14 protein-coding genes are annotated in these 23,543 nt (G+C 71.2%); 8 read left to right on the forward strand and 6 right to left on the reverse strand.

The features are described 5' to 3' along the window. Positions 1-181: 181 nt before the first annotated feature. Complete coding sequence (locus WMF39_RS29200; RefSeq protein WP_437739764.1) at positions 182-2,128, reverse strand: glycoside hydrolase family 9 protein; 1,947 nt, start codon at positions 2,126-2,128, stop codon at positions 182-184. Between the two features lie 196 nt (positions 2,129-2,324). Next, on the reverse strand, positions 2,325-3,224 hold the full coding sequence (locus WMF39_RS29205) for a 1,4-dihydroxy-2-naphthoyl-CoA synthase (protein ID WP_012237941.1): 900 nt from the start codon (positions 3,222-3,224) through the stop codon (positions 2,325-2,327). A gap of 358 nt (positions 3,225-3,582) precedes the next feature. Here WMF39_RS29205 and WMF39_RS29210 point away from each other — a divergent pair, with 358 nt between their 5' ends. The 5 genes from WMF39_RS29210 (at position 3,583) to WMF39_RS29230 (ending at position 9,332) form a co-directional block, all read left to right on the forward strand. Further along, the gene (locus WMF39_RS29210) at positions 3,583-4,761 is read left to right on the forward strand and encodes a PAS domain-containing protein (protein WP_437739765.1); all 1,179 of its coding nucleotides are present in this window, start codon (positions 3,583-3,585) and stop codon (positions 4,759-4,761) included. Positions 4,762-4,881: 120 nt separating this feature from the next. Beyond that, positions 4,882-5,976, forward strand: coding sequence for a fibrinogen-like YCDxxxxGGGW domain-containing protein (locus WMF39_RS29215; protein ID WP_437739766.1), 1,095 nt, complete (start codon positions 4,882-4,884; stop codon positions 5,974-5,976). Between the two features lie 82 nt (positions 5,977-6,058). Beyond that, on the forward strand, positions 6,059-6,580 hold the full coding sequence (locus tag WMF39_RS29220) for a hypothetical protein (RefSeq protein ID WP_437739767.1): 522 nt from the start codon (positions 6,059-6,061) through the stop codon (positions 6,578-6,580). 26 nt (positions 6,581-6,606) lie between these two features. Continuing rightward, entirely contained in the window at positions 6,607-7,245 is a 639-nt protein-coding gene (locus WMF39_RS29225; RefSeq protein WP_437739768.1) for a hypothetical protein, read from the forward strand. Between the two features lie 116 nt (positions 7,246-7,361). Next, positions 7,362-9,332: a protein kinase domain-containing protein gene (locus tag WMF39_RS29230; RefSeq protein WP_437739769.1), complete on the forward strand. Its 1,971-nt coding sequence runs from the start codon at positions 7,362-7,364 to the stop codon at positions 9,330-9,332. Between the two features lie 52 nt (positions 9,333-9,384). Here WMF39_RS29230 and WMF39_RS29235 read toward each other — a convergent pair whose 3' ends face one another. Further along, positions 9,385-10,299: a hypothetical protein gene (locus tag WMF39_RS29235; RefSeq protein ID WP_437739770.1), complete on the reverse strand. Its 915-nt coding sequence runs from the start codon at positions 10,297-10,299 to the stop codon at positions 9,385-9,387. Between the two features lie 204 nt (positions 10,300-10,503). Further along, a complete protein-coding gene (locus WMF39_RS29240; protein WP_437739771.1) occupies positions 10,504-14,379 on the reverse strand; it encodes a protein kinase domain-containing protein in 3,876 nt (1,291 codons plus the stop codon). 200 nt (positions 14,380-14,579) lie between these two features. Between WMF39_RS29240 and WMF39_RS29245 the strand changes: the two genes are divergently transcribed. After that, positions 14,580-16,130: a serine/threonine-protein kinase gene (locus tag WMF39_RS29245; RefSeq protein ID WP_437739772.1), complete on the forward strand. Its 1,551-nt coding sequence runs from the start codon at positions 14,580-14,582 to the stop codon at positions 16,128-16,130. 44 nt (positions 16,131-16,174) lie between these two features. On the opposite strand, the gene WMF39_RS29250 is transcribed toward WMF39_RS29245, so the two are convergent. Then, a complete protein-coding gene (locus WMF39_RS29250) occupies positions 16,175-17,242 on the reverse strand; it encodes a class I SAM-dependent methyltransferase (protein WP_437739773.1) in 1,068 nt (355 codons plus the stop codon). A 187-nt stretch (positions 17,243-17,429) separates the two neighbouring features. Between WMF39_RS29250 and cysS the strand changes: the two genes are divergently transcribed. After that, positions 17,430-18,968, forward strand: a complete 1,539-nt coding sequence (cysS, locus tag WMF39_RS29255) for a cysteine--tRNA ligase (protein ID WP_437739774.1) — start codon at positions 17,430-17,432, stop codon at positions 18,966-18,968. 856 nt (positions 18,969-19,824) lie between these two features. Beyond that, a complete protein-coding gene (locus WMF39_RS29260; protein WP_437739775.1) occupies positions 19,825-22,428 on the forward strand; it encodes a LamG-like jellyroll fold domain-containing protein in 2,604 nt (867 codons plus the stop codon). A 96-nt stretch (positions 22,429-22,524) separates the two neighbouring features. On the opposite strand, the gene WMF39_RS29265 is transcribed toward WMF39_RS29260, so the two are convergent. Beyond that, entirely contained in the window at positions 22,525-23,340 is an 816-nt protein-coding gene (locus WMF39_RS29265) for an arylamine N-acetyltransferase family protein (RefSeq protein WP_437739776.1), read from the reverse strand. Positions 23,341-23,543 lie beyond the last annotated feature (203 nt).

A 23,543-nucleotide genomic window follows, 5' to 3' on the forward strand; every position in this document is an offset into this window, starting at 1 on the left:
TCATCCGGCGTGGCGCAGCGCGGCCACCCTGCGCGCCGGGGGTGGGGGAGCTCCCCCGCCCTGCCGGGAGGATGGAGCCGCCAAGGCGCCATAAAACACCAATATTATTGGTTTCCCTGGCGTCCTTGGCGGCTCAAAAGCCCCCACCTTCAGTCAACGCGCCCCACCACCGCGCTCCGGGTCACTGGGCGCTCGCCCTGGCCTTCTCGTCGAGCCAGGCCACCGTCCACGCGAGCGGGCTGTTCCAGTTGATCGTGATCTCGTTCGCCGACCACGCCTCGATGTGGTCGATGTAGCACTTCTGCGGGACGCACTTCGCGCGGTCCTCCGTCGCGTCGAGCGCCTCTTTCGCCACCGGATCCTCCAGCCCGGAGTTCGGCCCGCCGGAGACCGCGCCGGGCGGAGCGGAAGGGAACGACGCGTCCAGCTGGTGCGCCCAGAAGCGATGATGCGGGTTCTCGAGCGGGTTCTCGCCGTAGCCGGAGACATAGGACTTGTCCATCGGGTTGCGCCCGAGGAGGTAGTCCGCGCCCGACGCCACGCCGTCGAAGTACTTTTGCGCGCCGGTGAAGTCGTGGGCCAGGGCCAGGACCAGCATGTTGTTGAGCACGAAGGAGTTGGAGCCCCAGGGATACCCTCTCTCGTCCGCCTTGAAGGGCACCCGGTACCCCTCCGCGCCGATGACCTCGAGGTACTTGTCGGCGATGGCGATCAGCTTGGTCCGGGCCGCCTCACGCTCCGCCGCGGCGTGCTGAGCCTCGACCACGGCGAGCGAGATGGCGCCCAGCCCGTCGACCTGTCCCCACGTCATGGCGCTGAACGTGCCGTCCACGCCGGCGAGCTCGTCGCCGTAGGGCGACGCCGCGAGCTCGGTTTGATACGCGGCGTCCTCCGTGGTGAGGAAGAGCTCGGCGGCCGCCCAGTAGAACTCGTCGCTCAGCTCGGCGTCCCCATAGCCGCCGCCGCCCACGACGCCGCTCTCGTCCGGGACGACCTTCGGGTTCGCCTTCGCCGCGGTCCACGCCCGCGTCGCGGCCTCGAGGCACTGGGCCGAGAACGCGGGATCGAGCTCGCGCCAGATGCGCGCGGCCTGGGCCGCGGTGGCGGCCAGGTTGAGCGTCGCCGCCGTGCTGACCGGGCGCAGGAAGCGCGGCTGCGGATCCTCGTGCGGCGGCGTCGGCAGGCCGGTCCACTCCAGGTCGTGGATCTTGTGGTGCACCATGCCCGCGCTGGCCTCGCCTTCCGGCACCTGCATCGCGAGCATGAACTCGATCTCCCACCGGGCCTCGTCCAGGAGGTCGGGGATCTGGTTCGCGTTCTCGGGGATCTTCAGCTTGCCGTCGCCGAAGTCGTCCGCCGTGGACCCGAGCGCGACGAAGCGCTCGTACTGGTTCAGCAACGTCCAGGCGGAGATACCGCCGTTGACCACGTACTTGCCGTGATCGCCGGCGTCGTACCACCCGCCGGTGACATCGAGCGTGTACGTGCAGCCGAGATCCGCGCCGCAAGGGGCCTCGTCCGGCAGGTGCCCCGCCGGACGCGCGTGGTCCGGGCCTACGTACTGCTCCAGGATCTCGATGCCGGAGCGGTTGTGATAGAAGTACGCGAGCGCGTCGTACTTCATCTGAGAGTAGATGGTCGGGCCCACGTCGAACGGGTGGCTCGACACTTCCCCGACACGGAGGGTGTACCCCTCGCCGGGGGTGGTGAAGCCGCTGAAGTCGATGGTGTGCACGTGCTCGCCGGAGCTCGCGTCGTCGCCGACGACCCGGGTCGCTCCGCTGTCGACCACCGTGCCGCCGGCATCGACGAGCTCCCACGCATGCGGCTTGTCGGCCGCGGCGACGACCGTGGCGACCTTGGCGGCGGCCGGCAGGTACCCGACCTGGTTGACGCGGATCAGCTCGGTGCCCGACGGCGGTACCGTCTCGATCGGCACCTCGCCGCCCGTGCCGCCCGTGCCGCCGGAACCCCCCGTGCCGCCGGAACCCCCCGTGCCGCCGGAAGCCCCCGCGCCGCCCGCGCCGCCGGAAGCCCCCGCGCCGCCCGCGCCGTCCGAGGGGCTATCGCCGCCGCAGCCAACAGCGGTGAGACCGCCCGCGAGCGCCAGAAGAAGAGACCCTCCCAACCACAGCCAGGAACGGTCCCGACGAGCCGACTTCGCAGCAAAAGAACAAAGCATGATGCGTATCTCCAGGTGAAGTTGAAGTCGCGCGACCAGACGGCACGCGCAGAATCTTACAGCGCCGCCACCATCGATGAAGTGGATGTCGGTGTCAAGCGCGATTGTGCGCTCTGGGCGTGGCGTGGGCGGAACGTCGTCGTCAGTAGTGCCAGGGATAACGGGTGAAGTCCGGGCGGCGCTTCTCCAGGAAGGCGTCTCGCCCCTCCTTCGCCTCCTCCGTGCCGTAGGCGAGCCGCGTCGCCTCGCCGGCGAAGAGCTGCTGTCCGACGAGCCCCTCGTCAGGGAGGTTGAAGCCGTACTTCAGCATCCGCATCGCGGTCGGGCTCTTCGAGTTGATGATCGCGCCCCACCGCAGCGCCTCCTCCTCGAGCTCCGCGTGAGGGACGACGGCGTTGACCATCCCCATCGCCGCCGCCTGCTCCGCCGTGTAATCGAGGCCGAGGAAGAAGATCTCCCGCGCCTTCTTCTGCCCCACCTGCCGCGCGAGCAGCGCCGAGCCATACCCGCTGTCGAAGCTCGCGACGTCCGGGTCCGTCTGCTTGAACATCGCGTGCTCGCGGCTCGCCAGCGTCATGTCGCAGACCACGTGGAGGCTGTGGCCGCCGCCCGCCGCCCAGCCGGGCACCACCGCGATGACGACCTTGGGCATGAACCGGATGAGCCGCTGCACCTCCAGGATGTGGAGCCGGCCGAGCCGCGCCGGGTCGGCCTGCCCCGCGCTCTCACCCTCGTATTTGTATCCGTCCTTCCCGCGGATGCGCTGATCGCCGCCGGAGCAGAACGCCCAGCCGCCGTCCTTCGGCGAGGGCCCGTTGCCGGTGATCAGCACACAACCCACGTCCGAGGTCGTGCGCGCGTGCTCGAGCGCGGTGTACAGCTCATCGACGGTGCGGGGACGAAACGCGTTGCGGACCTCGGGTCGGTTGAACGCGATGCGGACGGTGCCCTGGTCCACGGCGCGGTGATAGGTGAGATCCTCGAACGAGAACCCATCGACCTCACGCCAGCGCGCCGGGTTGAAAATCGCAGAGACGGTCATGGTCCACTCCTTTGGGGCGCGGACCGTACTCGCCTCATCGTGGGCTGGCAACCTCGGCGACATGACAGTGGCGACCTCTGGGCGCGCGCGTGTTCGCCAGACCCGGGCGTCCCTTCTGGCGCAGCCGGCCCAGCACGCCCGCTAACGAGGCTCCCGATACCCTTGACACATATGCCGTTCTCGTAGACAAGCAGTCTTCGACGCGCGGTGAGGTCGACGTCGCGCCGCCTGGGGATTGCGCGTGCGCGCTCTGTCCAGGCGGCGCGCGGGGCGCTCGCCGGCGTTCGGACAGGAGAATCGCTGATGGCGGGCGGCCTCGACGACGGGCGCGCATCTGCCTGCCCGCGCGGGAGACGACATGGGCTTGAGCTACGAACGACTTTTTCAGGTCTCGTCAGGACTCCTGGCCACCGCCGACGCGCGTGGCTACTTCCATGATCTGAGCGCTGCCTGGGAGCAGACCCTCGGCTGGTCCCTCGACGAGCTCAGGGCCAGGCCCTACATCGAGCTCGTCCACCCCGACGACCGCGAGGCCACGCTCGCCGAGGCCACCGCCCTCTTCCAGGGTCGCGCGAACGGCCGGTTCGACAACCGGTATGTGTGCAAGGACGGCTCGTACCGGTGGCTCGGCTGGACCGCCCGAGTGGACATGGCCGAAGCGCCCTCCGAACGCCTCATGGTCGCCACGGCGCTCGACCTGACGAGCGACCGGGAGCGGACCGCGCAGCTCACGCAGGCGGCGGAGCTGACCACGGTCTACGAGAAGCTGTTCCGGGTGTCCGTGGGCCTGCTCGTGACCCTGGACGCAGAGGGGTACTTCCGCCACGCCAACCCGGCCTGGGAGCGCACCCTCGGCTGGTCCCCCTCGGAGATGATCGCGAAGCCGTTCATCGAGTTCGTCCACCCCGACGACCGCGAGGCCACGCTCGCCGAGGCCGCCGCGCTCTTCCAGGGCCACACGACCATCAAGTTCGACAACCGGTACGCGTGCAAGGACGGCTCCTACAGGTGGCTCGCGTGGACCGCTCACCTGGACGCGGCCGAGGAGCCGTCGCGCCGCCTCGTCTATGGCACCGCCCACGACGTCACGCCGTACAGGGAGCTGCTCGACAGGCTCGAGCGGACGCTCGCGCGGCTCCGCGACACGATGCAGGCGATGTCGACGCCGCTCATCCCGATCACCGATCGCATCATGGTCATGCCCCTCGTGGGCCAGATGGACTCGGAGCGGATCGATCAGGTGATGTCGGCCGCGCTCGCTGGAGTCCAGTCCACCCAGGCGCAGGCGGTCATCCTCGACGTGACAGGGCTCAAGGAAATCGACACGCGGGTCGCCGCCGGCCTCGTCGACACCGCGAAGGCGCTGCAGCTGCTCGGCGCACGGACGATCCTGACCGGCATCCGGCCAGCGGTGGCGCAGACGCTCGTCGGGCTCTCGCTCGACCTGGGGGGCCTCCTGACCAAGAGCACGCTCCAGAGCGCCATCGCCTTTGCGCTGCAAAGCGACCAGGGCGCGCCACGGGCCCTCGCCCAATAAAAGCGTCGGAAACGTGCCGGCGCGCAGCGGCGGAGCAGCCGACCGCGCGGGGCGGATGCGCGCGCCGGGGGGGCTGGTGTATAAGGCCGCGTGGCGTGTGTTTGTGTCCCCGGAGGTCGCATGTCGCTCGGCCAAGGTTCGGTCGCAGGAGCCTGCTGCGCGGCCATCGCGTTGCTCACCGCCGTGTCGGCCTGCTCGACCAGGGTGCGGAGGTTCGGAGACGACGGCGCCGGAGGCGGCGGGAGCGCCTCGGCGTCGAGCGCCGGCGGCGGCTCGGCCGGGAGCGCCGGCGAGGGCGGCTCTGCCTCGAGCGCCGGCGGCGGCTCGGCCTCGAGCGGCGGGGCCGGGTGCGAGCCCGGTCGCCAGGAGGCCTGTTACGGTGGGCCGCCGGACACGTTGAACCGCGGAGCCTGCCGCGCCGGCGTGAAGATCTGCGACGACGAAGGGAACGGGTACGGCCCATGCGCCGGAGAGGTGCTGCCCGCCGCCGAGCGCTGCGACACCGCCGAGGACGAGGACTGCGACGGCGCGGTCAACGCGGGGTGCGCCTACGCCCGGTGCGCCGACGTCCCCCGCGGCGCGCCGAGCGGCGTGGTTTCGCTCGATCTGGACGGGGCCGGGGGAGATCCGGAGTTCCCCGTGGTGTGCGATCTGGAGACGGACGGAGGAGGGTGGGCGCTCGTCTACAACAGCGTCGGTTCGGCGGAGGGAACGACGCTGTCGTTCTGGGACATCCCGTATGCCCAGCGGCTCGGGACCAAGGGCGAGCCGGCGCTCGAGCGGAACTTCTACAGGGGCTCCCTCTACCTCGTCGGCCGGGAGTACCGCGACGAGATCGCGGATATCGAGGGCACCGTCGCGGAGGTCATGCGCGCGACCGCCGAGGGCATCGACACGACGACCATGAAGCTCCTCCGCCCCCTGCACGTCTCCGGGGACGCCGACGTCTTCTTCTCCCATTTCCTCTCGGGGTGGTCGTCGCACGACCACGACGGTGATCCCGACCCGGGGAACTGCGCGATCGCGTCTCAGAACGTCACGCAGCACTATGCGCAGTGCTGGCACTACAACCTCGGCGCGGACGCGGACGAGCCCCACGACGACGGCGGCTGGGGCCCCCACCTGAGCACGTACGTCGCGAACCGGGTCGGGCTCGCGAACGACAATACGCGCTCTACCCGGGTGCGGCGAATCTCGCGCTGGACACGGTGGTGAGCCGGGCGTCAGGCGTACCTCCGCGCGTAGCTCCGCGGATTTCGTGACAATTTTCGGGAGGGTCGGGTATGCTCGCCCGGCCATGCGCTTCTATGCACTGACTTTTTTGACGCTCTTCGCGAGCCTCTGCCTGGCGAGCTGCTGGAACAGCGGCGGCTGCGTGGAGGGCGACGCGTGCGAGTGCTCCCAGGGTGACGAGTGTTACCTGGGCTGCGACGGTGACGATTGCGACCAGCGCTGCTTCCAGATGAATCGCTGCGGCGCCGTCTGCGAGCACGGGTGCTCGTTCGAGTGCTTCGATGTCGACGAGTGCTCGGCCTCCTGCGGGGACGACTGCGACCTCAACTGCCATAACACGGCGGCGTGCGGGGCCATCTGCGATCGCGACTGCCGGTACGAGTGCCATGACACGAGCCGGTGCGGCGTCAGCGTCGGCTCGGGCAGCGTCGTGACCTGCCGGAACGTGACGACCTGCGAGGTCGAGTGCCGGGGCTCATGCGAGGTGTTCTGCGACAACGTGGGCGGCGAGTGCCGCGTCACCTGCCCCGGCGGCGAGGCTGCGGTCATGTGCCCGAACGGCTCGCGCTCGTGCGGCGGATGCTGAGGAGACCGAGACCGATGCAGAGAGCGATGACATCGCAGCTTCGCGCGCCGCGCCTTTTGGCCGCCGCGCTCTCGTTCGCGGCGCTGACGATCGGGTGGACCGAGGTCGGCGAGGCGCAGATGACGATCAAGCGCCCCGGCGATCGCCCCGACTACAAGGTCGAGCTGGAGCCGCACCTCCTCCTCACGCCGTTCGAGCCGCTCGGCGGCCCCGGCGCCGGGAACGGCCTCGGCGCCGGGCTCCGCGCCACCATCGACATCGCGCCCGACGGCTTCATCAAGCGCATCAACGACTCGGTCGGGATCGGCTTCGGCCTTGACGGCATCCACTACGGAGGGGACGCGGACTACCGCGGCGAGTGCACCCGCTTCGAGAACGGGCCCGCGGGCACGCGTATCTGCACCGAGGTCGACCGGTACGGGGCGCCCTCGGACTACGTGTTCGGCTCGGTCGTGATGCAGTGGAACTTCTGGCTTCACCGGAAGTGGTCGGTCTTCGGCGAGCCGGGGCTGTCGCTGTATCTCGGCGACGTGGGCCGCGACGGGGTCTTCGGGGTCGCACCGGCCCTGTTCGTCGGCGGGCGCTTCCACTTCACGGAGAAGGTGACGCTCACGATGCGGCTCGGATACCCCGCGTTCTCGCTGGGCGTCTCGTTCCTCCTGTGAATTTCGCGCGCTCGCGGACGCCCCGCCCGCGTCGCGCGCCCCCGCGCCCCTCCCGCGCGTAGAGCGCCTCCTCACCGCTTCCCCGCGACGCCGGCCGACCTGATATCCTGCGCCGCATGCCGGAGACGCCGCGATCCGAAGAGACGCTCGGCTCGGCCTTGGTCGAGGACCTCACGGTCCCGAGGCTCGGCGCGCCGGCCGCGCAGCCCATGGAGGAGCTCTCGAGCTCGGCGCTCACCGAGGACATCGAGGCGATCGAGGCGGCGGCGGCCGGGAGCGCGGGCGGCGACCCGCTGATCGGGAGCCTGATCTCGGGGCGCTACCGCGTCCACGAGCTCATCGGGGAGGGCGGGATGGGCGCCGTCTACCGCGGCGAGCAGGTGCACCTCCGCAAGCAGGTCGCGATCAAGCTGCTCCGGCCCCTGGCCCGGCGGATGCCGGAGCTCGTGGTGCGGTTCGAGCGCGAGGCCGTCGCGGGAGCGCACATCCGGCACCCGAACGTCGTCGCCGCCATCGATTTCGGTCAGCTGGACGACGCGTCGTTCTTCCTCGTCCTCGAGTACGTCGAGGGCACGCCGCTCAAGGAGGCGATCGCGGGGGGACGGCTCGCGCCCGCGCGGGCGCTCCGCATCGCGCGCCAGATCGCGTCGGCGCTCGCGGCGGCGCACGAGAAGGGCATCGTCCACCGCGACGTGAAGCCCCAGAACGTCCTGCTCGACGCGCACGATCAGGTCAGGCTCATCGATTTCGGGCTCGCGAAGGTGAACGTCGATCTCCTGTCCAGCCAGAGCCGCAAGACGGCGACGCCGAGCCCCGCCCTGACCAGCGCCGGCGAGGTCTTCGGCACGCTCGCGTACCTCGCGCCGGAGGCGCTGCGCGGGATGGACGCGGTGGACGCGCGCGCGGACCTGTACGCGCTCGGGCTCGTGCTCTACGAGATGCTCACCGGACAGCACCCCTTCGACACGAAGAACGTGGTCGAGCGGCTCAAGCAGCAGGGGCCGGGAGGGCCGCCGGCCCTCCGCGTGCGCGCTCCGGATCTGGAGGTGCCGTACGAGGTCCAGCAGGCCGTGATGCGGCTCATGGAACACGATCCGGCGTTCCGCTTCCAGACGGCGGCCGACGCCATCGCGGCGCTCGATGAGGGGCTCGCGGCGATCACGCGCGCGGCGGCGCCGGCGGCGGGCGCGAGCACCGCGGCGGGCCAGGCCACGGCGGGCGGAGCCAACGCGGCGGGCGGGGCCGCCGCGCAGGCTGCGAAGGCGGCGCCCAGGGAGCAGGCGCCGTCTGCCTGGCCGGGGCCCCGGGCGACCTTGCTCGCACGCGCGCACCGCGGGCCCACGGCCTCGGCGCGCTGGGTGCCCCTCGCGGCGGCGCTCTCGGCCCTGGCGGCGCTCGCGATCGGCGTCGCGCTCTGGCTCGTCGTCCGGCGACCCGCGGCGACCACGGAGGCGTCGGCCGTCGCCTCCGTCGAGCCCCCGCCGGCGCCGCCAGCGCCGCCCCCCGCGTCGGCGAGCGCAGCGCCCGAGGACGACGCCCGCGGCGCCCCGAGCCCGCGCGCGCAGCTCAGCCGGGCGGTGGCGACCAGGAACTGGGTGCTCGGGGCGCGGTCGCTGCTGGCCCTCGCCGAGGCCGATCCGGAGCTCGCCCTGAGCAGGGGCCTGCGCGAAGAGGTGCTCTCCACCGTGGCGGGCATCGGGTTCGAGGAGGACAACCCGGCGGCAGACGAGGTCTTCGACCTGCTCACGAACCGGCTCGGCAGCGGCGGGCTGGACGTGCTGCTCGACCTCGTGCGCGCGCGCGGAGGCACCAAGGCGGCCCGGCGCGCCAGCGAGATCCTGGCCCGGCCCGACGTGATGGCGCGCGCGACCCCCGCGCTCCGCGTCCTCTTCGCGTTCCGCAAGGCCAGCTGCGGCGGCAAGCGGGCGCTCTTCGGCCGCGCCGCGGCCGAGGGGGACGAGCGCATGCTCTTCGAGCTCCAGGTGCTGCACGGCGCGCGGTGCAGGCGGAACGATCCGTGCTGCTTCCGCGACGACAAGGCGATCGCCGACGCGATTCAGCAGCTGAAGACGCGCCTCGGGACGTGACCGGCGCGCGCGGCGCGCCTCCTTTCAGCCGGGCCCCCGACGGAGGCGCCGCTCAGAGAAGGCCGCAGCCAGGGTAGAGCGGCAGGAGATCGCTGTCGCGCACGTAGCTCCGGATCGTCTCCGAGTAGCTCGGCCCGAGCAGCGGACCCAGGAGAGGCCCGAGCAGCGGAAGCGTGTGGCACGTCTGATCGCCGTCGGCGTCCGTCAGGCAGGTCAGATCGCAGAGACCGAGGAAGGCGATACCGCACGTCGGCACGTGGCCACAGAGCCGCTCCAGCGAGAGGAGGCCGAGATCGAGCGGGCAGCTCAGCGAGAGCGACGAGAGCTCCCCGGTGAGATCGGGATCGATGCAGGCATATCCGGCGATGGCCGAAGGAAGGAACGCGTTGCCGTACATCGTGGCGTCGTGGACGACGAACTCCGCGAAGGGCTCCTCGTCCGAGGAGCACTCGAGGGCCGGGTGGCTGCCATCCAGAAAGATATCCACATGCTCGCCGGTGCCGTTCAGGTGTTGGAAGATGCACGCAGAGACCCAGCGCTGCTCCGAGGTGGTGAGACCACGCCCCGTCCACTCCGGCGCGAACCCGAAGGAGCCGTAGAACCTGCGGCCGTCCGGACCGTACACGACCTGTTCAGAGGACAGCGCGCAGCGCACGGTATAGTCGAGCACGCTGCTCCCGCCGGAGGTGCCGAGCAGCGGCGTCGGAACCACGACGTTCTTGGCGCCGACGAGCGCAGCCCGGCCGAGCGCCTGGAACGCAGTGCGGTTCGCCGGCGCCCAGAAGTCGCTGGGGAGCAGGCCGTTACATCCGATGGGCACGGCATTGCGCCGTATTGGCAGCTCCGCCGTCTCGACGGGCTCGGTGTCCGACGGAGCGTCGGGGTCGGTGTCCGACGGGACGGCGCATCCCGCCGTGAACAAACCGGCGCCAAGCAGACCAACCGCAATGAAACGGATCGATGACATTCAGCTCTCCTCCGAGAAAGGCGCGCTGCCACGCACGAGGCCAGGCTCCGACACCGACCAGCAATCGCGCTCTTACTTAAATTAGCAGTCTTTCATTTTCCAGGAAGACATGCAATACCGAAAACTAGCACACGAAGGTTTGTTGCCCCTATACGGACTCGCCGGAATATCGAACGGAACGCGCCCTATCGAGTCAGGATCGAGTCACTGCGACACGGCTGGACGAACGTCCGGCGTCCGCGATGTCTCCTCCAGGGTGCGCTCCAGCTCGACGAAGCGGGACAGCCATAGGGGGCTGTCCCCGCGGTGCTCCCGCGCGCTTGCGAGCGCCTCCTCCGCCTCACGCAGATGTCCACAACGAAGCGCCATGCGAGCACGCCAGTACAGGAACATCAGCGTCTGCTCGGCGATCGGCTGGCCTTTCGCCAGCCGGATCGCTTCGCCCCAGGAGAGAGATGGCTGCGGGGCCGGCCGGAGCCCGACCTCGGAGAGCACGAGCTCGAGCAAGGTGAACTCCGCGAGATCACCCGGCTCGAGGGCGCAGGATCGCTGGATCCACGAGACGAGCTGGCTGGCCTGCTCGTACTCGTCGAGCGCGAGGTGGATCTGCGCGAGCAGCATCGCCGTCTGAGGCATCGGGCGCTCGGAGGCCTGCTCTTCCAGCCACCGGGCGCGCCGCAGGAGCGCGAGCGCCTCTCGCTGCCTGTCGCTCCAGTGCAGCAGCACGGCGACGTTGTACGAGGCCAGCTTCTCCAGCCACGGATTGCCGATCTCGCGCGCGAGATCGACGGCGCGGCGCAGGTCGCCGATCGCGCCCGGCAGCGACCACCGCCAGGCCCACAGCCCGATGCGGTTGACGTACGCCCCGCAGAGGTGAAATCGATCGCCGGCCGCCGTGACCAGGGCGATCAGGTCCTCGGAGGCGCGCTCGGCGTCCTCGCGGCGACCTGCGCTCGCGAGCTGGAACGCCAGCATGTTCAGGGCAGGGACGCGCGCGTCGTAGTCTCCCAGCGCGGCGGCGCGATCGACGCACGCGGTGAGCTCCGTGATCGCCTCCTCGATCTTCCCCCGACGCCAGGAGGTGCGACCATCGGCGACCCGGAGGCGCAGCGAGAGCTCGGGCGAGCCCTGCGCGTCGACGAGCGGCCGCGCCTCCTCCACGCGCCGCGCCGACGCCTCGAACTCGAAGGCCCAGTCGAGCGCGGTCGCGTCCTCGAGCAGGAGGCTCGCCCTCGCCTGCGCGTCGCCGAGCGCCTCGGCCAGCGCCAGCGCGTCGCCGAAATCGCTGCGCGCCTCCTGGACGCGGCACATCCGGTACCGGCTCCTGCCGCGGCCCGCGAGCGCGCGCACGCGCCGGCGCGCGTCGCCCTGCTCGGCGATCTGGAGCGCGGCGTCGTAGCGCTGGTCCGCCTCGACGGCGTCGTGCCGCGCTGACGCGAGATCGCCGAGCGCGAGGTAGGCGTCGGCCGCCTCGGCGCGCTCGCCGCACACGGCCGCGTGGCGCGCGAGCGCGCGGAGGCCGTCGGTCGAGCCGGCCGCCACCTGCGCCCGCCAGTACGCGAGGGCGCTCCGGTGGATCGCGGCGCGGTGCGCCGGGTCGAGCATCTCGTAGACCGCCTCCTGGAGGACCGCGTTCTGGAACGCGTGCCAGTCGTCCTCGCCGCCGCCGCGGCCCTCGCCGTCTCGCAGCAGGATCCGCCGCTCGACCAGGGCCGCGAGCCCGTAGCCCGCGTCGACCATCGCTCCTGCGCCGCCCGCGCGCTCCAGGCCGTCCAGCACCGCCTCGAGCTCGGCGCGATCGAACGACATGCCGAGCGCCGAGCAGACCCGGGCGCACGTCGCGAGCTCCGGCGGTAGATCGTCGAGCTTCTGCGCCGCGAGCCATTGCCACGCCGGCGCGGGGGGCAGCGCCTCGACCTCCGCGGTCGCCACGTAGGAGCCGCCGCCGGCGCGCCGGCGCACGGCGCCCGCGCGCTTGAGGGAGCGGACGATCTGCCGCAGGCAGTCCGGGTTGCCGCCCGCCCAGTCGGCCAGCCCGCGGAGGATCTCCGCCGGCGGGTACTCGGCCGGCAAGAGCAGGCGCGAGGCGAGATCCATCGCCGCCTCCTCCGCGAGGGGCGCGAGCGTCAGGCGGGTGTGGCGCTGGTTGCGCTGACCCCAGCTGGGGCGGGCCTGCTCGAAGCGAGGGCGCGCGGTCACGACCACCCAGAGGGGAGTGCCCTCGCCGTCGAGCGTGGCGTACTCGAGCGCGTCGAGCAGCACGTCGTCCGCCTGGTCGGCGTCGTCGAGGATCACGGCGAGGGGGCCGCGGCGCGCCCCGCGGCGGAGCGCCTCGGCGAGCGCCAGCATCAGGCCGTTGCGGGCCTCCCCGGACAGGTGCCCTCCACGAGGCCCGGTCCAGCCGAGCGCCGCGGCGACGGCCTCCCACGTCGCGCCGCCGAGCGTCTCGCCGAGCCGATCCACGCAGAACTGCCGCGGGTCTCCGGGGCTCTCCCTCGGCGCGTCGAGCGCGACGCAGAGGAGCGCGCGCACGGCCTGCGCTGCGCCGCCGTGGATGGGGTGGAGCGCGCGCGCGGCCACCACGCGCACGTCCGGGACCGGCACGCCGGCGATGCTGGCCGCCTCGGCCGCGAGGCGCGTCTTGCCCAGACCGGCGTCGCCGATGAGCGTGAACAGGCCGGGGCACGTCCCGTCGAAGGCGTCGGTCGCGCTGGCCGCGAGCGCCGAGAGCACGTCGTCGCGGCCGAGCAGCGCCGGCTCGCGCAGGCTCTCCGGGTCGCCTTGCGGCGTGGGGGCGACCTCGTCGTCGGGCAGCGCGCGCTCGAACTCCTCGGTCATCGCGAGGCCGCCCCAGGGCTCGGCCGGCAACCACGTCTCGGGGCGCTCGATCGGCGCGCCGTAGGCGGCGTGCAGCCCGCCGGTGACCCTGCGCAGGCGCACGCTGGCGAGGTGCAGCGCCACGCGCACGCCGCCGCTCAGCGCGAGATCGCGCGCCGCGGCCAGCGCTGCGCGGGCCGGATCGTCGACGTCCCTCGCGGAGAACACGGCGAGGCAGCGCTGCCCCCGCTGCCGCGCGACGAACCCCCGGCGGCCGCCGATCGCCGCGATCACCGGCCCCACGCCGCCCTCCGCGAAGAGCAGCGCGACCGGCTGCCGCCCCTCGGCGACGGCCGCCGCGGCGCCGTCGTCCTGCCGCTGCGATCGCGGCGCGGACGGAGGCGGGATCGAGTCGGCGCGAGGCCGCGCGCGCAGGGCGTGCAGGGTGCGCCGGAGCGCGGCGGCGCTGTCCGGGCGGCGGCTCGGGTCCTTGGCGAGGCAGGCGAGCGTCAGCGCCTCCAGCCCCTCGGGGACGTCCACGAAATCGCTCGGGCGCGGCGGGCGCAGCGCCAGGTGGCCATGCTCGACGGCGGTCTCGCCGCCGACGAACGGCGGGCGCAGGGTGAGCAGCTCGAACAGGATGACGCCGAACGCATAGATGTCCGCGCGCGCGTCGATCCGCGAGGCGTCGCCCCGGAGCTGCTCCGGAGCCATGTACTCCGGCGTCCCCACGATGTCGCCGGCGCGCGTCACGCCGGCGGACGCGGCCGGCGGCTCGCCGTCGGACGCGAGCTTCCCCAGGCCAAAATCGAGCAGCACCGCGCGGCCGCTCGAGCCGAGGAGGAAGAGGTTCTCCGGCTTGAGATCGCGGTGGATGACGGCGCACGCGTGCGCCGCCTCGATCACGGCGAGGATCGCGTCCGCGCGCCCAGCGGCGCGGTCCGGATCGAGCGGCGCGCGCAGCGCCGCCAGCTCTTCGGCGAGGGTCTGGCCGAAGAGCCGCTCCATCGCGAGGTACGGCCGCCCCCCGGGGAGCTCGCCGCAAGCGACCAGCTGCGGGACGTGCGGCACGCCGACGCGCTCGAGCAGCGCGGCCTCCCGCCGGAACCGCTCTCGCAGGTTCCACGCCGCGTGCCTCCCCACCTTGATGGCGACCGGCGATCCATCGCAGTCCTGCTGCGCGGCCCAGACGTCGGAGAAGCCGCCATGACCGAGCGGCCCGAGCAGGGAGAAGCCCTCGATCGCGGGCGCCGCGCCCTCCACGGCGTCGTGCTCGCCGGGCGGCGGCGTAAAACCATCTCTGACGCACCGAGCGTCAGCGGCGAGCCGCCCGTGACATACGGGGCAACGGTGCATGAGTGGGCTCGATCTGCGGGCAGCCGAAGGTCGCGCTGGACGACAGCGAAGCGTACTGTAATGCGCGAACTCAGCGGTTGTCATGTAGAAGTCAGCGGGTGTCACCCATGAAGAACCCCTGCCAAGACGATGAGCCGTCCCCCGTCGCGGCGCCGGCCGGCGCCCCCGCGGGCGAGCGGCCGATCGGCGCGTCGCAGACATGGAAACAACGCACGCCCGACACACACGATCGCGAGGGCGCAGGTCCCGGCGCCCCGCGCGCCGCGGCGCTGCGGGCAGGCGAGTACCTCCTCGACGGCGTCATCGCCGAGGGTGGGTTCGGCGTCGTCCACCGCGCGGTGCACGCGACGAGCAGGGCGCCGGCGGCGGTCAAGATCATGCACGCCGACCTGATCTCGCGCGCCGACGTGGTGCTCCGCTTCCAGCGCGAGGTGGACGCGATCGGGCGGATCCGGCACCCGAGCGTCGTGGAGATCCTCGAGGTCGGGCGGCTCGACGACGGGCGGCCCTACTATGTGATGGAGCTCCTTCAGGGCAAGAGCCTCGAGCAGCACCTGTTCGCGCGCGGCCGGCTCCCGGCGGACGAGGCGCTCGCGATCCTCGATCCGCTCTGCAGCGCGCTCGCCGCGGTCCACGCGCTCGGGATCATCCACCGCGACGTGAAGCCCTCGAACGTGATCCTGTGCGAGCACGGCGGGGAGCTCAGGGTGGTGCTGCTCGACTTCGGCATCGCGAAGCTGCTCGGCCCGACGGATCTCTCGCTCACGTCGTCACGGCACGTCGTGGGGACCCCGGCGTTCATGTCGCCCGAGCAGCTCCTCAACCGGCCTGTCGACATGCGGACCGACGTCTACGCGCTCGGCGCGCTGCTCTACACGATGATCGCGGGATCCATGCCGTTCCTGGCGACCACGTACCCGGTGCTGCGCCACCTTCACCTGCACCAGGCGCCGCCCCGCCCGAGCCTGCACGCGCCGGTCGACCCGGCGTTCGACGATATCGTCGTGCGGGCCATGAGCAAGGATCCCGCCGGCCGCCACCCGGACGTCACCGCGTTCCTGGGCGACGTGCGGGCCGCGACGGCGCGGATCGCGCGGACCGGCGCGGTGGAGGCGGGGCACATCCGGCGCCTCGCCATCGGGCTGCTCGTCGAGGTCCTCGCCGAGAGCCGCGCGCTCGAGGCCCCCACCGACGCCTTCCTGGCTGAATTCGAGGCCGTGGTCCCGGACGCCGTGGCCGCGCTCGCGCCCTCGGGGTTCTCGCCGCTCGCGATCACGAGCACCAGCGCGCTGCTCGCGGCGCCCTTTCGGCGCGGCGAGCGCGGCACCGAAGAGGCGCGCCACCGCGCGATCGCGGCCGCCGTCGCGCTGCACACGGGGCTCGCCGGGCCGGGCCAGCGCGATCCCAGGATCAGCGTCCGCTTCTGCCTCCACGCCGGCGACGTGGTGCTCACCGAGGACGGCGCCCTGGTGGGCGGGAACCTCCTCGAGCTCTCCTCGTGCCTCTCGGAGGCGGCTGAGCCGGGCGTGTACGCGTCGCCGGCGATGCTCGATGGCGTCGCCTTCTTGTCCCACCGGGTCTCGGGGGCCGCCGGCGCCACGATCCCGATGCGCCGCGTGTTCGTGCGGCCGCCGGGCCGCGCCGCGACCCCCGCGTAGCGCCCCGGCGCTCGCGGGGCCGCGAGCGCCGGGCGCAGGATGGGTCAGCGGGCGGGCTTGACGAACTTGAGGGTCATGCGGTCGCTCTCGCCGATCGCGGCGTAGCGCGCGCGGTCCTTGTCGCCGAGCCGGAAGTTCGGCGGCAAGGTCCAGACCCCTTCCGGGTAGTCTTTCGTGTCCTTCGGATTCGCGTTGACCTCGGACTTGCCGCCGAGCTTGAAGCCCGCCGACTCGACCTTCTGGATCACCCACGCTTCCGGGAGGTATCCCTGTTTCGCGCTCTCATCGGGGTTGGCGTCCGGCTTCGCCCGGTGCGCCACGACGCCGAAGACGCCGCCCGGCTTGAGCGCCTTGAACGCCTCGGCGACATAGACGTCGAACTTGCCGCTCCGGTGCCAGTTGTGCGCCTCGCGAATGGCGATGACGAGGTCGGCCTTGCCCTCGATCCCGAGCTTCGGGCTGTCGCGATCGATCACGACGACATCGACCTTGCCGAACAGCTCGGGCGACTTCTCGATCATGCGCTTCACACGCTTGCCATAGAGCGTGTTGCGCGAGTCCGCGGGGCCGTTCGGATCGAACGCCGTGATGATGAGCTTGCCCTTCTTCGCGAGCACCGGCGCGAGCAGCTCGGTGTACCAGCCCTCGCCGGCCCCGAGCTCGATGACCGTGCTCGTCTGCTTGAGGCCGAAGAACTCCAGGTTCTCGACCGGGTGCCGGGCGGCGTCGCGCTCGGCGTTGCCCGGGGCGCGGTGCTTCCCCTTGAGCGCCGCCCGCAGCGCGGCGCCCGCGCTCGGGTAGTTGGCCGCGATGAGCGCCTTGACCTCGGCCTTGAGCGCGTCGTCGAACCGCGCCGCCTCCTTGTCGGCCTTGGCCTCCATGGCCTTCGTGTCCTCGGCGAGCTTGGCGAGCTCCGCCTGCTTCTTCTCGGCTTCCGGGTCCGCCTTGGGCGTCGCCGCCTCGGGCTGCGCGGCCGGCGCGGCGGCCGGCGGCGCCTGCGCGGGGGCCGGCGGCGGGGGCGGCGGGGCGCTCTCGACGGGCGGCGGGCTCCCCGCGCAGGCGGAGAGCGCGCCAGCGAGGACGAACAGCAAGGTCCTTGAAGTGATGTGCATGCGCGGTTGCGTAGACCGGAGGGAGGACGGCCGCAAGATGTGGGGAGACGTGGCGAGACGACGCGAAACGATGCGAGACACCGCGAAACCACAGGGAAAACCGGCGAGGTTCCGCGTTGACCGGGCGGCGGGGCCAGGGTAGCGTACGCGGTCCCGGGGGGTGCTCGCACACTCACGCAGGTGGCCGATGCCGCTCAAGGTTCATAACACGCTCACGAGGAAGAAGGAGCCTTTCGTCTCCGCCCGGCCGAAGGTCGTGCGCATCTACACGTGCGGTCTCACGGTCTACGCCCCGATGCACATCGGCCATGCGCGCACCTACTGCTTCTGGGACGTCTTCCGCCGCTACCTCGAGTACCGCGGCTATCACGTGCTGAGCATCATCAACTACACGGACATCGACGATCGCATCATGCAGCGCGCGAGCGAGCGCGAGGGCGCCGTCGACGTCGCCGAGCGGAACATCGCGGCGTTCCGGCGCGACTGCCGCAAGCTCCACATCAAGGACTACGCCGTCTACACGCGCGCCACCGACTTCGTCGACGAGCAGGTCGACATGGCGAAGCGCCTGATCGAGAAGGGCCACGCCTACACGGTCAACGGCGAGGTCTTCTACGAGGTCGGCACGTGGGCGTCCTACGGTGAGCTCTCGGGGCGCAAGGTCGACGAGCAGGAGGTCGGGGCGAGCGGCCGCGTCGAGGAGGACTTCGCTCGGAAGAGGCACCCGGCGGACTTCAGCCTCTGGAAGCCGACCGGCGCGGGCCAGCCGAGCTGGCGCACCGGCGAGGAGGGGTGGCCGACCGGACGCCCCGGCTGGCACATCGAGTGCTCGGCGATGAGCACGGCGCTCCTGGGCGACCATTTCGACGTCCACGGGGGCGGCATCGACAACATGTTCCCTCATCACGAGAACGAGATCGCGCAGAGCGAGCCGCTCTGCGGGCGGCCCTGGGTGCGCTACTGGCTGCACCCGGAGCACCTCGATCTCAAGGACATGAAGATGTCGAAGAGCCTCGGGAACGTCATCTCCGTCGAGGAGCTCCTGTCGAGGCACGGGCACGACGAGGCGCGGTGGTTCTTCGTGACGCAGCATTACCGTTGCAAGCTCCCGTTCGGCTGGGAGCTGCTCCAGCAATCCGCTCAGGGCTATGCGCGCATCAAGAAGCTCGCGACGGTCCTCGCCGAAAAGCTGAGCGGCGCGACGGAGGCTCCCCTCGCCCCGGGCGCGTACGCGTCGCAGCGACCCGAGGAAGAGCGGTTCCCGAGGATGCGCCACCAGTACGTTCACGGCCAGTTCGGGGAGCTCACCGAGCGGTTCATCGCGCGCTTCATCGAGGCGATGGACGACGATCTGAACACGCCGAACGCTGTGGCTGCATTTTTCGATTACGTGAGCGCGCTCTATTCGGCGGGGATCGAGCGGTGTGAGGACCGCCCCTCGCTGCTCGCGGTCTACCGGGCGATCGTGCGTCACCTCGCGGTGTTCGGGGTGGAGATCGCCGAGCCGGCGCTGTATCCGGAGCTCGTTCCGGACTACGCGCTCGCCCCTGCCGAGGGCGCGGCTGGGCGCGGGGGTGACGCCGCGATCGACCGGCTGATCGCGATGCGCCAGGAGGCTCGGAAGGCGAAGGACTTCGCCAAGGCGGACGCCATCCGCAACCTGCTGACCGAGGCAGGTGTCGTGCTGGAAGATACTCCCCGCGGTCCCCGCTGGTCCTTCTCCTGAGGAGCTCTCCCGCTTCGGATACGGGCCCATCTCGACGTTTTCGGTGCTCGGCGTACCGGAGTACGCCTCCGCGCCGAAAACGCCGATCTGGGCCCGTCTCCTGTGCGGGAGAGCTCCGCTAACGGATGTATCAGAGCTCGGAGAAAGAGCGGAGAGGATCGCGCGGCGGAAACTTGCCGGGAGCGGCGCTGCGGAGGGCGCGGGCTGGAGACGGCTGCGGCCCGGGATTCGGTCACGGAAGCTGCGGCGGCGCCAAAGGGCGGCGCGCGCCAGCCGCCACAACACGGGATGTCCGCGGCCCGCCTCCTTATAGGTCACGGTCCTCCTATTAGGCCGCGGCCACCTCCTTATAGAGAGATGTCGGCATAGCGCGACGGCGGCGCGATGCATTGAGACGGCGGCGCGATGCGTGGAGGATGCGGCGCGGCATATAGAAGCGGCGCAATGGATGGCCGCGAGACGGCGGAGCTGCGGTCGGGACGAAGTGCGACGGGCGTGCGGCGACGAAAAGGAACCTTGTTGTCCCCCGTTGCCGCGCGCCACGGCGCACCATTTGGACGCGTCGAAAGCGTGCTTGTTTGATCTCGAGCACCCGCCTGGGGTCGCAAAATGGGTGTGCCAGATGTGCCATTGTCGGAGTCCGCCGACATGCCCGGGCACGCTCGGTTCGACGCGACAAGGCGAAAATCACGATCTGGGACCGGGCATATCAATTGCCAATCGGGTGCTCCGCACCAGCGCCCAAGCCCGAACAGCCCGGTCGGGTCAGACAGACGCCTGTTCGCGTCGCCGGCCGCAGCTCGAGCTGCGGCCGGACGGCGCTCGTGCAGTCAACTCTTACCCCACGAGAACGCAGATGCGGAACCTCTCCTTCGGCTTCACCCATCCTCTCTCACTCAAAACCAGCTCGGCCGCGGTCCTCGCCCTGCTCGCCTCGGGCGCCGCGTGCGGAAGCTATGACGTCGATGAAGGTTCACTCAACGATGCAGAACTAGCTCTCGAAGCGGCGGCCAGCGGGCCGGGCGCCGTCGGCGTCACCGCCTCCGGCGTCGGCACCGGCGTCGGCGCGACCGGGACCGGTGGCTTCGGCAGCAGCTCGGTCGCCACCTCCACCACCGGCGTCGGCGGCGGCGGCACCGGCGGCTTCGGCACCAGCGTGGTCGCCAGCTCCACCGGCGTCGGCGGCTCCACCAGCAGCTCGGTCACCACCACCGGCGTCGGCGGCGGCGTAGGCGTCGGCGGCGGCGACCCCGGCGATCCGCCCCCGGTGGGGCCGCCGGCCGTCGGCTTCTGGCAGCTCGACGACTGCAACGCCGCGACAACGGCGCTGTTCGACTCGTCGGGCAACGGCAACACGGCCACCCGCTCGGCCAACGCGGCGTGCGCTCAAGGTGTCAGCGGTCTCGGCGTCGCCTTCAACCAGGACAACGACAAGATCCTTGTCGACGACGATGCCAGCTTCACGTTCGGACAGAACCTCGCCGTCGCCGCGTGGGTCAATCCGACCGCGGTGACAGGGTCGACGCCGCGGACCATCGTGCAGGAGAAGGGCGGCGGAGAGACGAGCTTCTCGCTCGACATCCGGAACAGCCAGGCGCGGTTCACCGTGACCTTGACCAACGGGCGGACGGTCACCTCCCGCGCCCCCATCCAGGCCAACGTGTGGACCCACGTCGCGGGGATCTACGACGGCACATTCGTGCGGCTCTTCCTGAACGGCGAGCAGGTCGGCCAGATCAGCGCGGCAGGCACGCTCCACGACATCGACGCGCCCATCCGTATCGGCAACAACGTGCAGAAGGAGCGCTTCACCGGCGTGCTCGACGAGGTCTGGCTCTCCGCCTCACCGACGACCGCCTTCGAGATCGCCCAGCTCTCCTGCCTCAGGCGCCCCACGACGGCCGTCGTCACGCCGGAGAGCAGCGGCCTGGTCGCCCCGAACACGCCGGTGGCGTACCAGATCGCCGTCACCAACAACGATGTCGGCGCGTGCCCCGGCCGCGACTACTTCCTCGACATCTCCAGCCCCTCGGCGGGCATCGACGTCTCCGCCGATCCCTCCTTCTTCCCCGGCGTCCTGCCCGGGAGCACGGAGACGTTCCCCGTCACCGTCACCGGCACCGAGGACGCGGATCCCGGCGCCCACCTGATCCCCTTCTCCGTGATCGACTTCAACTCGCCCGAGTTCATCGTCGCCTCCGGGGCCCTCGACTTCGAGCTGGCCGAGCCGACGGGGTGCTTCGTCCGCACGAGCCGAGAGATCTTCGTGAAGGACCTCAGCGTGGTCGAGGATCCCCTCCGCACGACGTTCAATGGGCCGCCGAGCGACCCCCGCACGGGCGCATGGACGTTCGCGCGCCTGATGGAGGACATGGCGCCCACGCCCGCCGACGCGCCGGCCATGGTCGAGGAGCTCTTCAGCACCTGGCTGACCGATCAGGTCGTGAACGGCTTCACCGTGCCGGCGCGCACGGCGATCCAACAGGTCGTGCTCGACGAGTGGCCGAGGAGCCCTGACGGGTCGCTCGACCTGCAGCAGGCGCCGCTCTTGCTGCTCGGCATCGTCAACAGGATCGACGTGCGCAACCTGGCCGAAGGCCACGCCGGCGAAGGGAGGTTCGTGTTCGGCGTCGTCAGCCAGGGCTTCCCGCAGCAGTTCACCGTGATCCTGGAGTACAAGCTCCCCGCGTCGACCGAGGCCGACGTGCTCGACTGGGCGAACGACTGGCACGCCCTCGGCAGCCTGCCCTTCCCGTCCGAAGCGTACAACGCGGCGCTCCAGGACATCACCACGCGGTTCGCAGGCCGGAACGCCGCGCCCGGCAAGCCGAACGGGAGCTCGCTCGGGCAGCTCCGCACGAACGAGATCGCGCTCGCGGGGCCGTGGGAGCTGCGCGAGTTCGTCCTCTCGCCCGACACGGGCTTCCTGCGGCCGGAGACCGTCAAGCTGACGCCGGATCTCGGCTTCGACGGATCGCCCACGCTCGCTGATTTCGTGAACCAGAACGAGGCCTCGATCATCGCGGAGCAGCACACGGTGCCCGACACGTTCCAGGGGAACCCGTTCCTCGGCGGCTCGTCGTTCAACAACCTCACGGCCTGGACCGCTCCTGGCATCCTCAACAACGAGGCGCGGCACAAGTTCTCGCTCAACACCTGCAATGGGTGCCACGGCGCGCAGGAGACCGGGACGGGGTTCCTGCACGTGAACCCGAGGTCGCTCGGGAACGAGGCGTCGCTGTCGGGTTTCATGACGGGGATCACGGTCAGTGACCCGGTGAGCGGTGAGCCGCGCACCTTGAACGATCTGAGGCGCCGGAATCAGGATCTGTCGGCGCTGGTCTGCGAGCCTGCCCCGACCTTCGCGGCGCTCAGGGCCGCGCCGACAGGCGGCGCGGCGGCCGGCGCGGCCGCGAGCCGCTCGGCGTTCATCCGCCGCGGCATCGGGCGCGTCCACTGATCCGGTAGCGCCCCGGCGCGAGGGGCGGCGGGCGCGGCCGGCGAGCCGCGCCCGCCCGGCCTCCCGGGCAGGCCCCGGGGAGGGCGCGCCGTCCCTTCAGCTGTCGAGGCCCGCGCAGGAGAGCCGCGTCCCGGCCGGGAGCTCCAGCCCGAAGCGCTCTTTCAAGACGTCGAGGAGCGCGTCGTCGCGCACCGAGACGCGCTCGACGCCGTCCACCCGCCAAAACCCCAGCTCGCGGTTGCGCAGCGTCACCCGGCCTTCCGGCGACGGGAGCGCCACGATGAGGTTGTTCACGAACAGCGAGTTCGGGTGCGTGGATGTGTAATGGTTCGCCACCTCGTAGTCGATCGGGAGGTGCTCCTCGAGCGTGAACGCGTAGATGTCCTGACACGCCTCGCCCGCCCTGGAGGCGAGCACCCAGGACGAGCCCTCCCGGCGCAAGCCGATCACGTCGAGCACCCGCGCATGCCCCTCGCCCTCGACGAGCGGGAGCGGCTGCAAGAGCCCCGGACCGCCGAAGCCGACGTCCGCGATGAACGGCCCCTCGGGCAGATCGACCAGCGACAGCATGTGAGATCGAGGGCCCGTATCGCTGCGCTGGAACCGCACCCGCGCGATGAGCGTCGTGAGCTTGAATCCGAGCCGGCGCAGCGCCGCGGCGAACAGCGTGTTGTGCTCGAAGCAATAGCCGCCGCGGCGCGCCCCGACGAGCTTCGCCTGGACGCTGGCCAGGTCGAGGCGGATCGGTCGGCCGAGCAGGACGTCGAGGTTCTCGAAAGGGATGGAGTAGACGTGCGCTGCGTGAAGCGCGTCGAGGACCTCCCGCGTGGCGGCGAGCGCGCCGCGGTAGCCGATGCGGGCGAGATAGGCGTCGAGGTCGAGCGATGCGCTGTCCTGTGTCGAAGGTTGCATTGGATCGGTGCAGCGAGGATACGCGGCCCCTCGCTTGACCGTCAACGCGCCGGTCAGCACATTGACGGCGGTGGAGCAGGACCATCGAACCCATGCAGGCTGCGCTGGGCCGCTCCGTGGCTTCGCTGCGGAGAGCGCTCGATGGCTCTCTGCGAAACGTCGGTCCGTGGAGCGCCGGGATGATCATCACACCGCGCGGCGGC

It is taken from the genome of Sorangium sp. So ce1504, assembly GCF_051521635.1.
Taxonomy (GTDB): domain Bacteria; phylum Myxococcota_A; class Polyangia; order Polyangiales; family Polyangiaceae; genus Sorangium; species Sorangium cellulosum_B.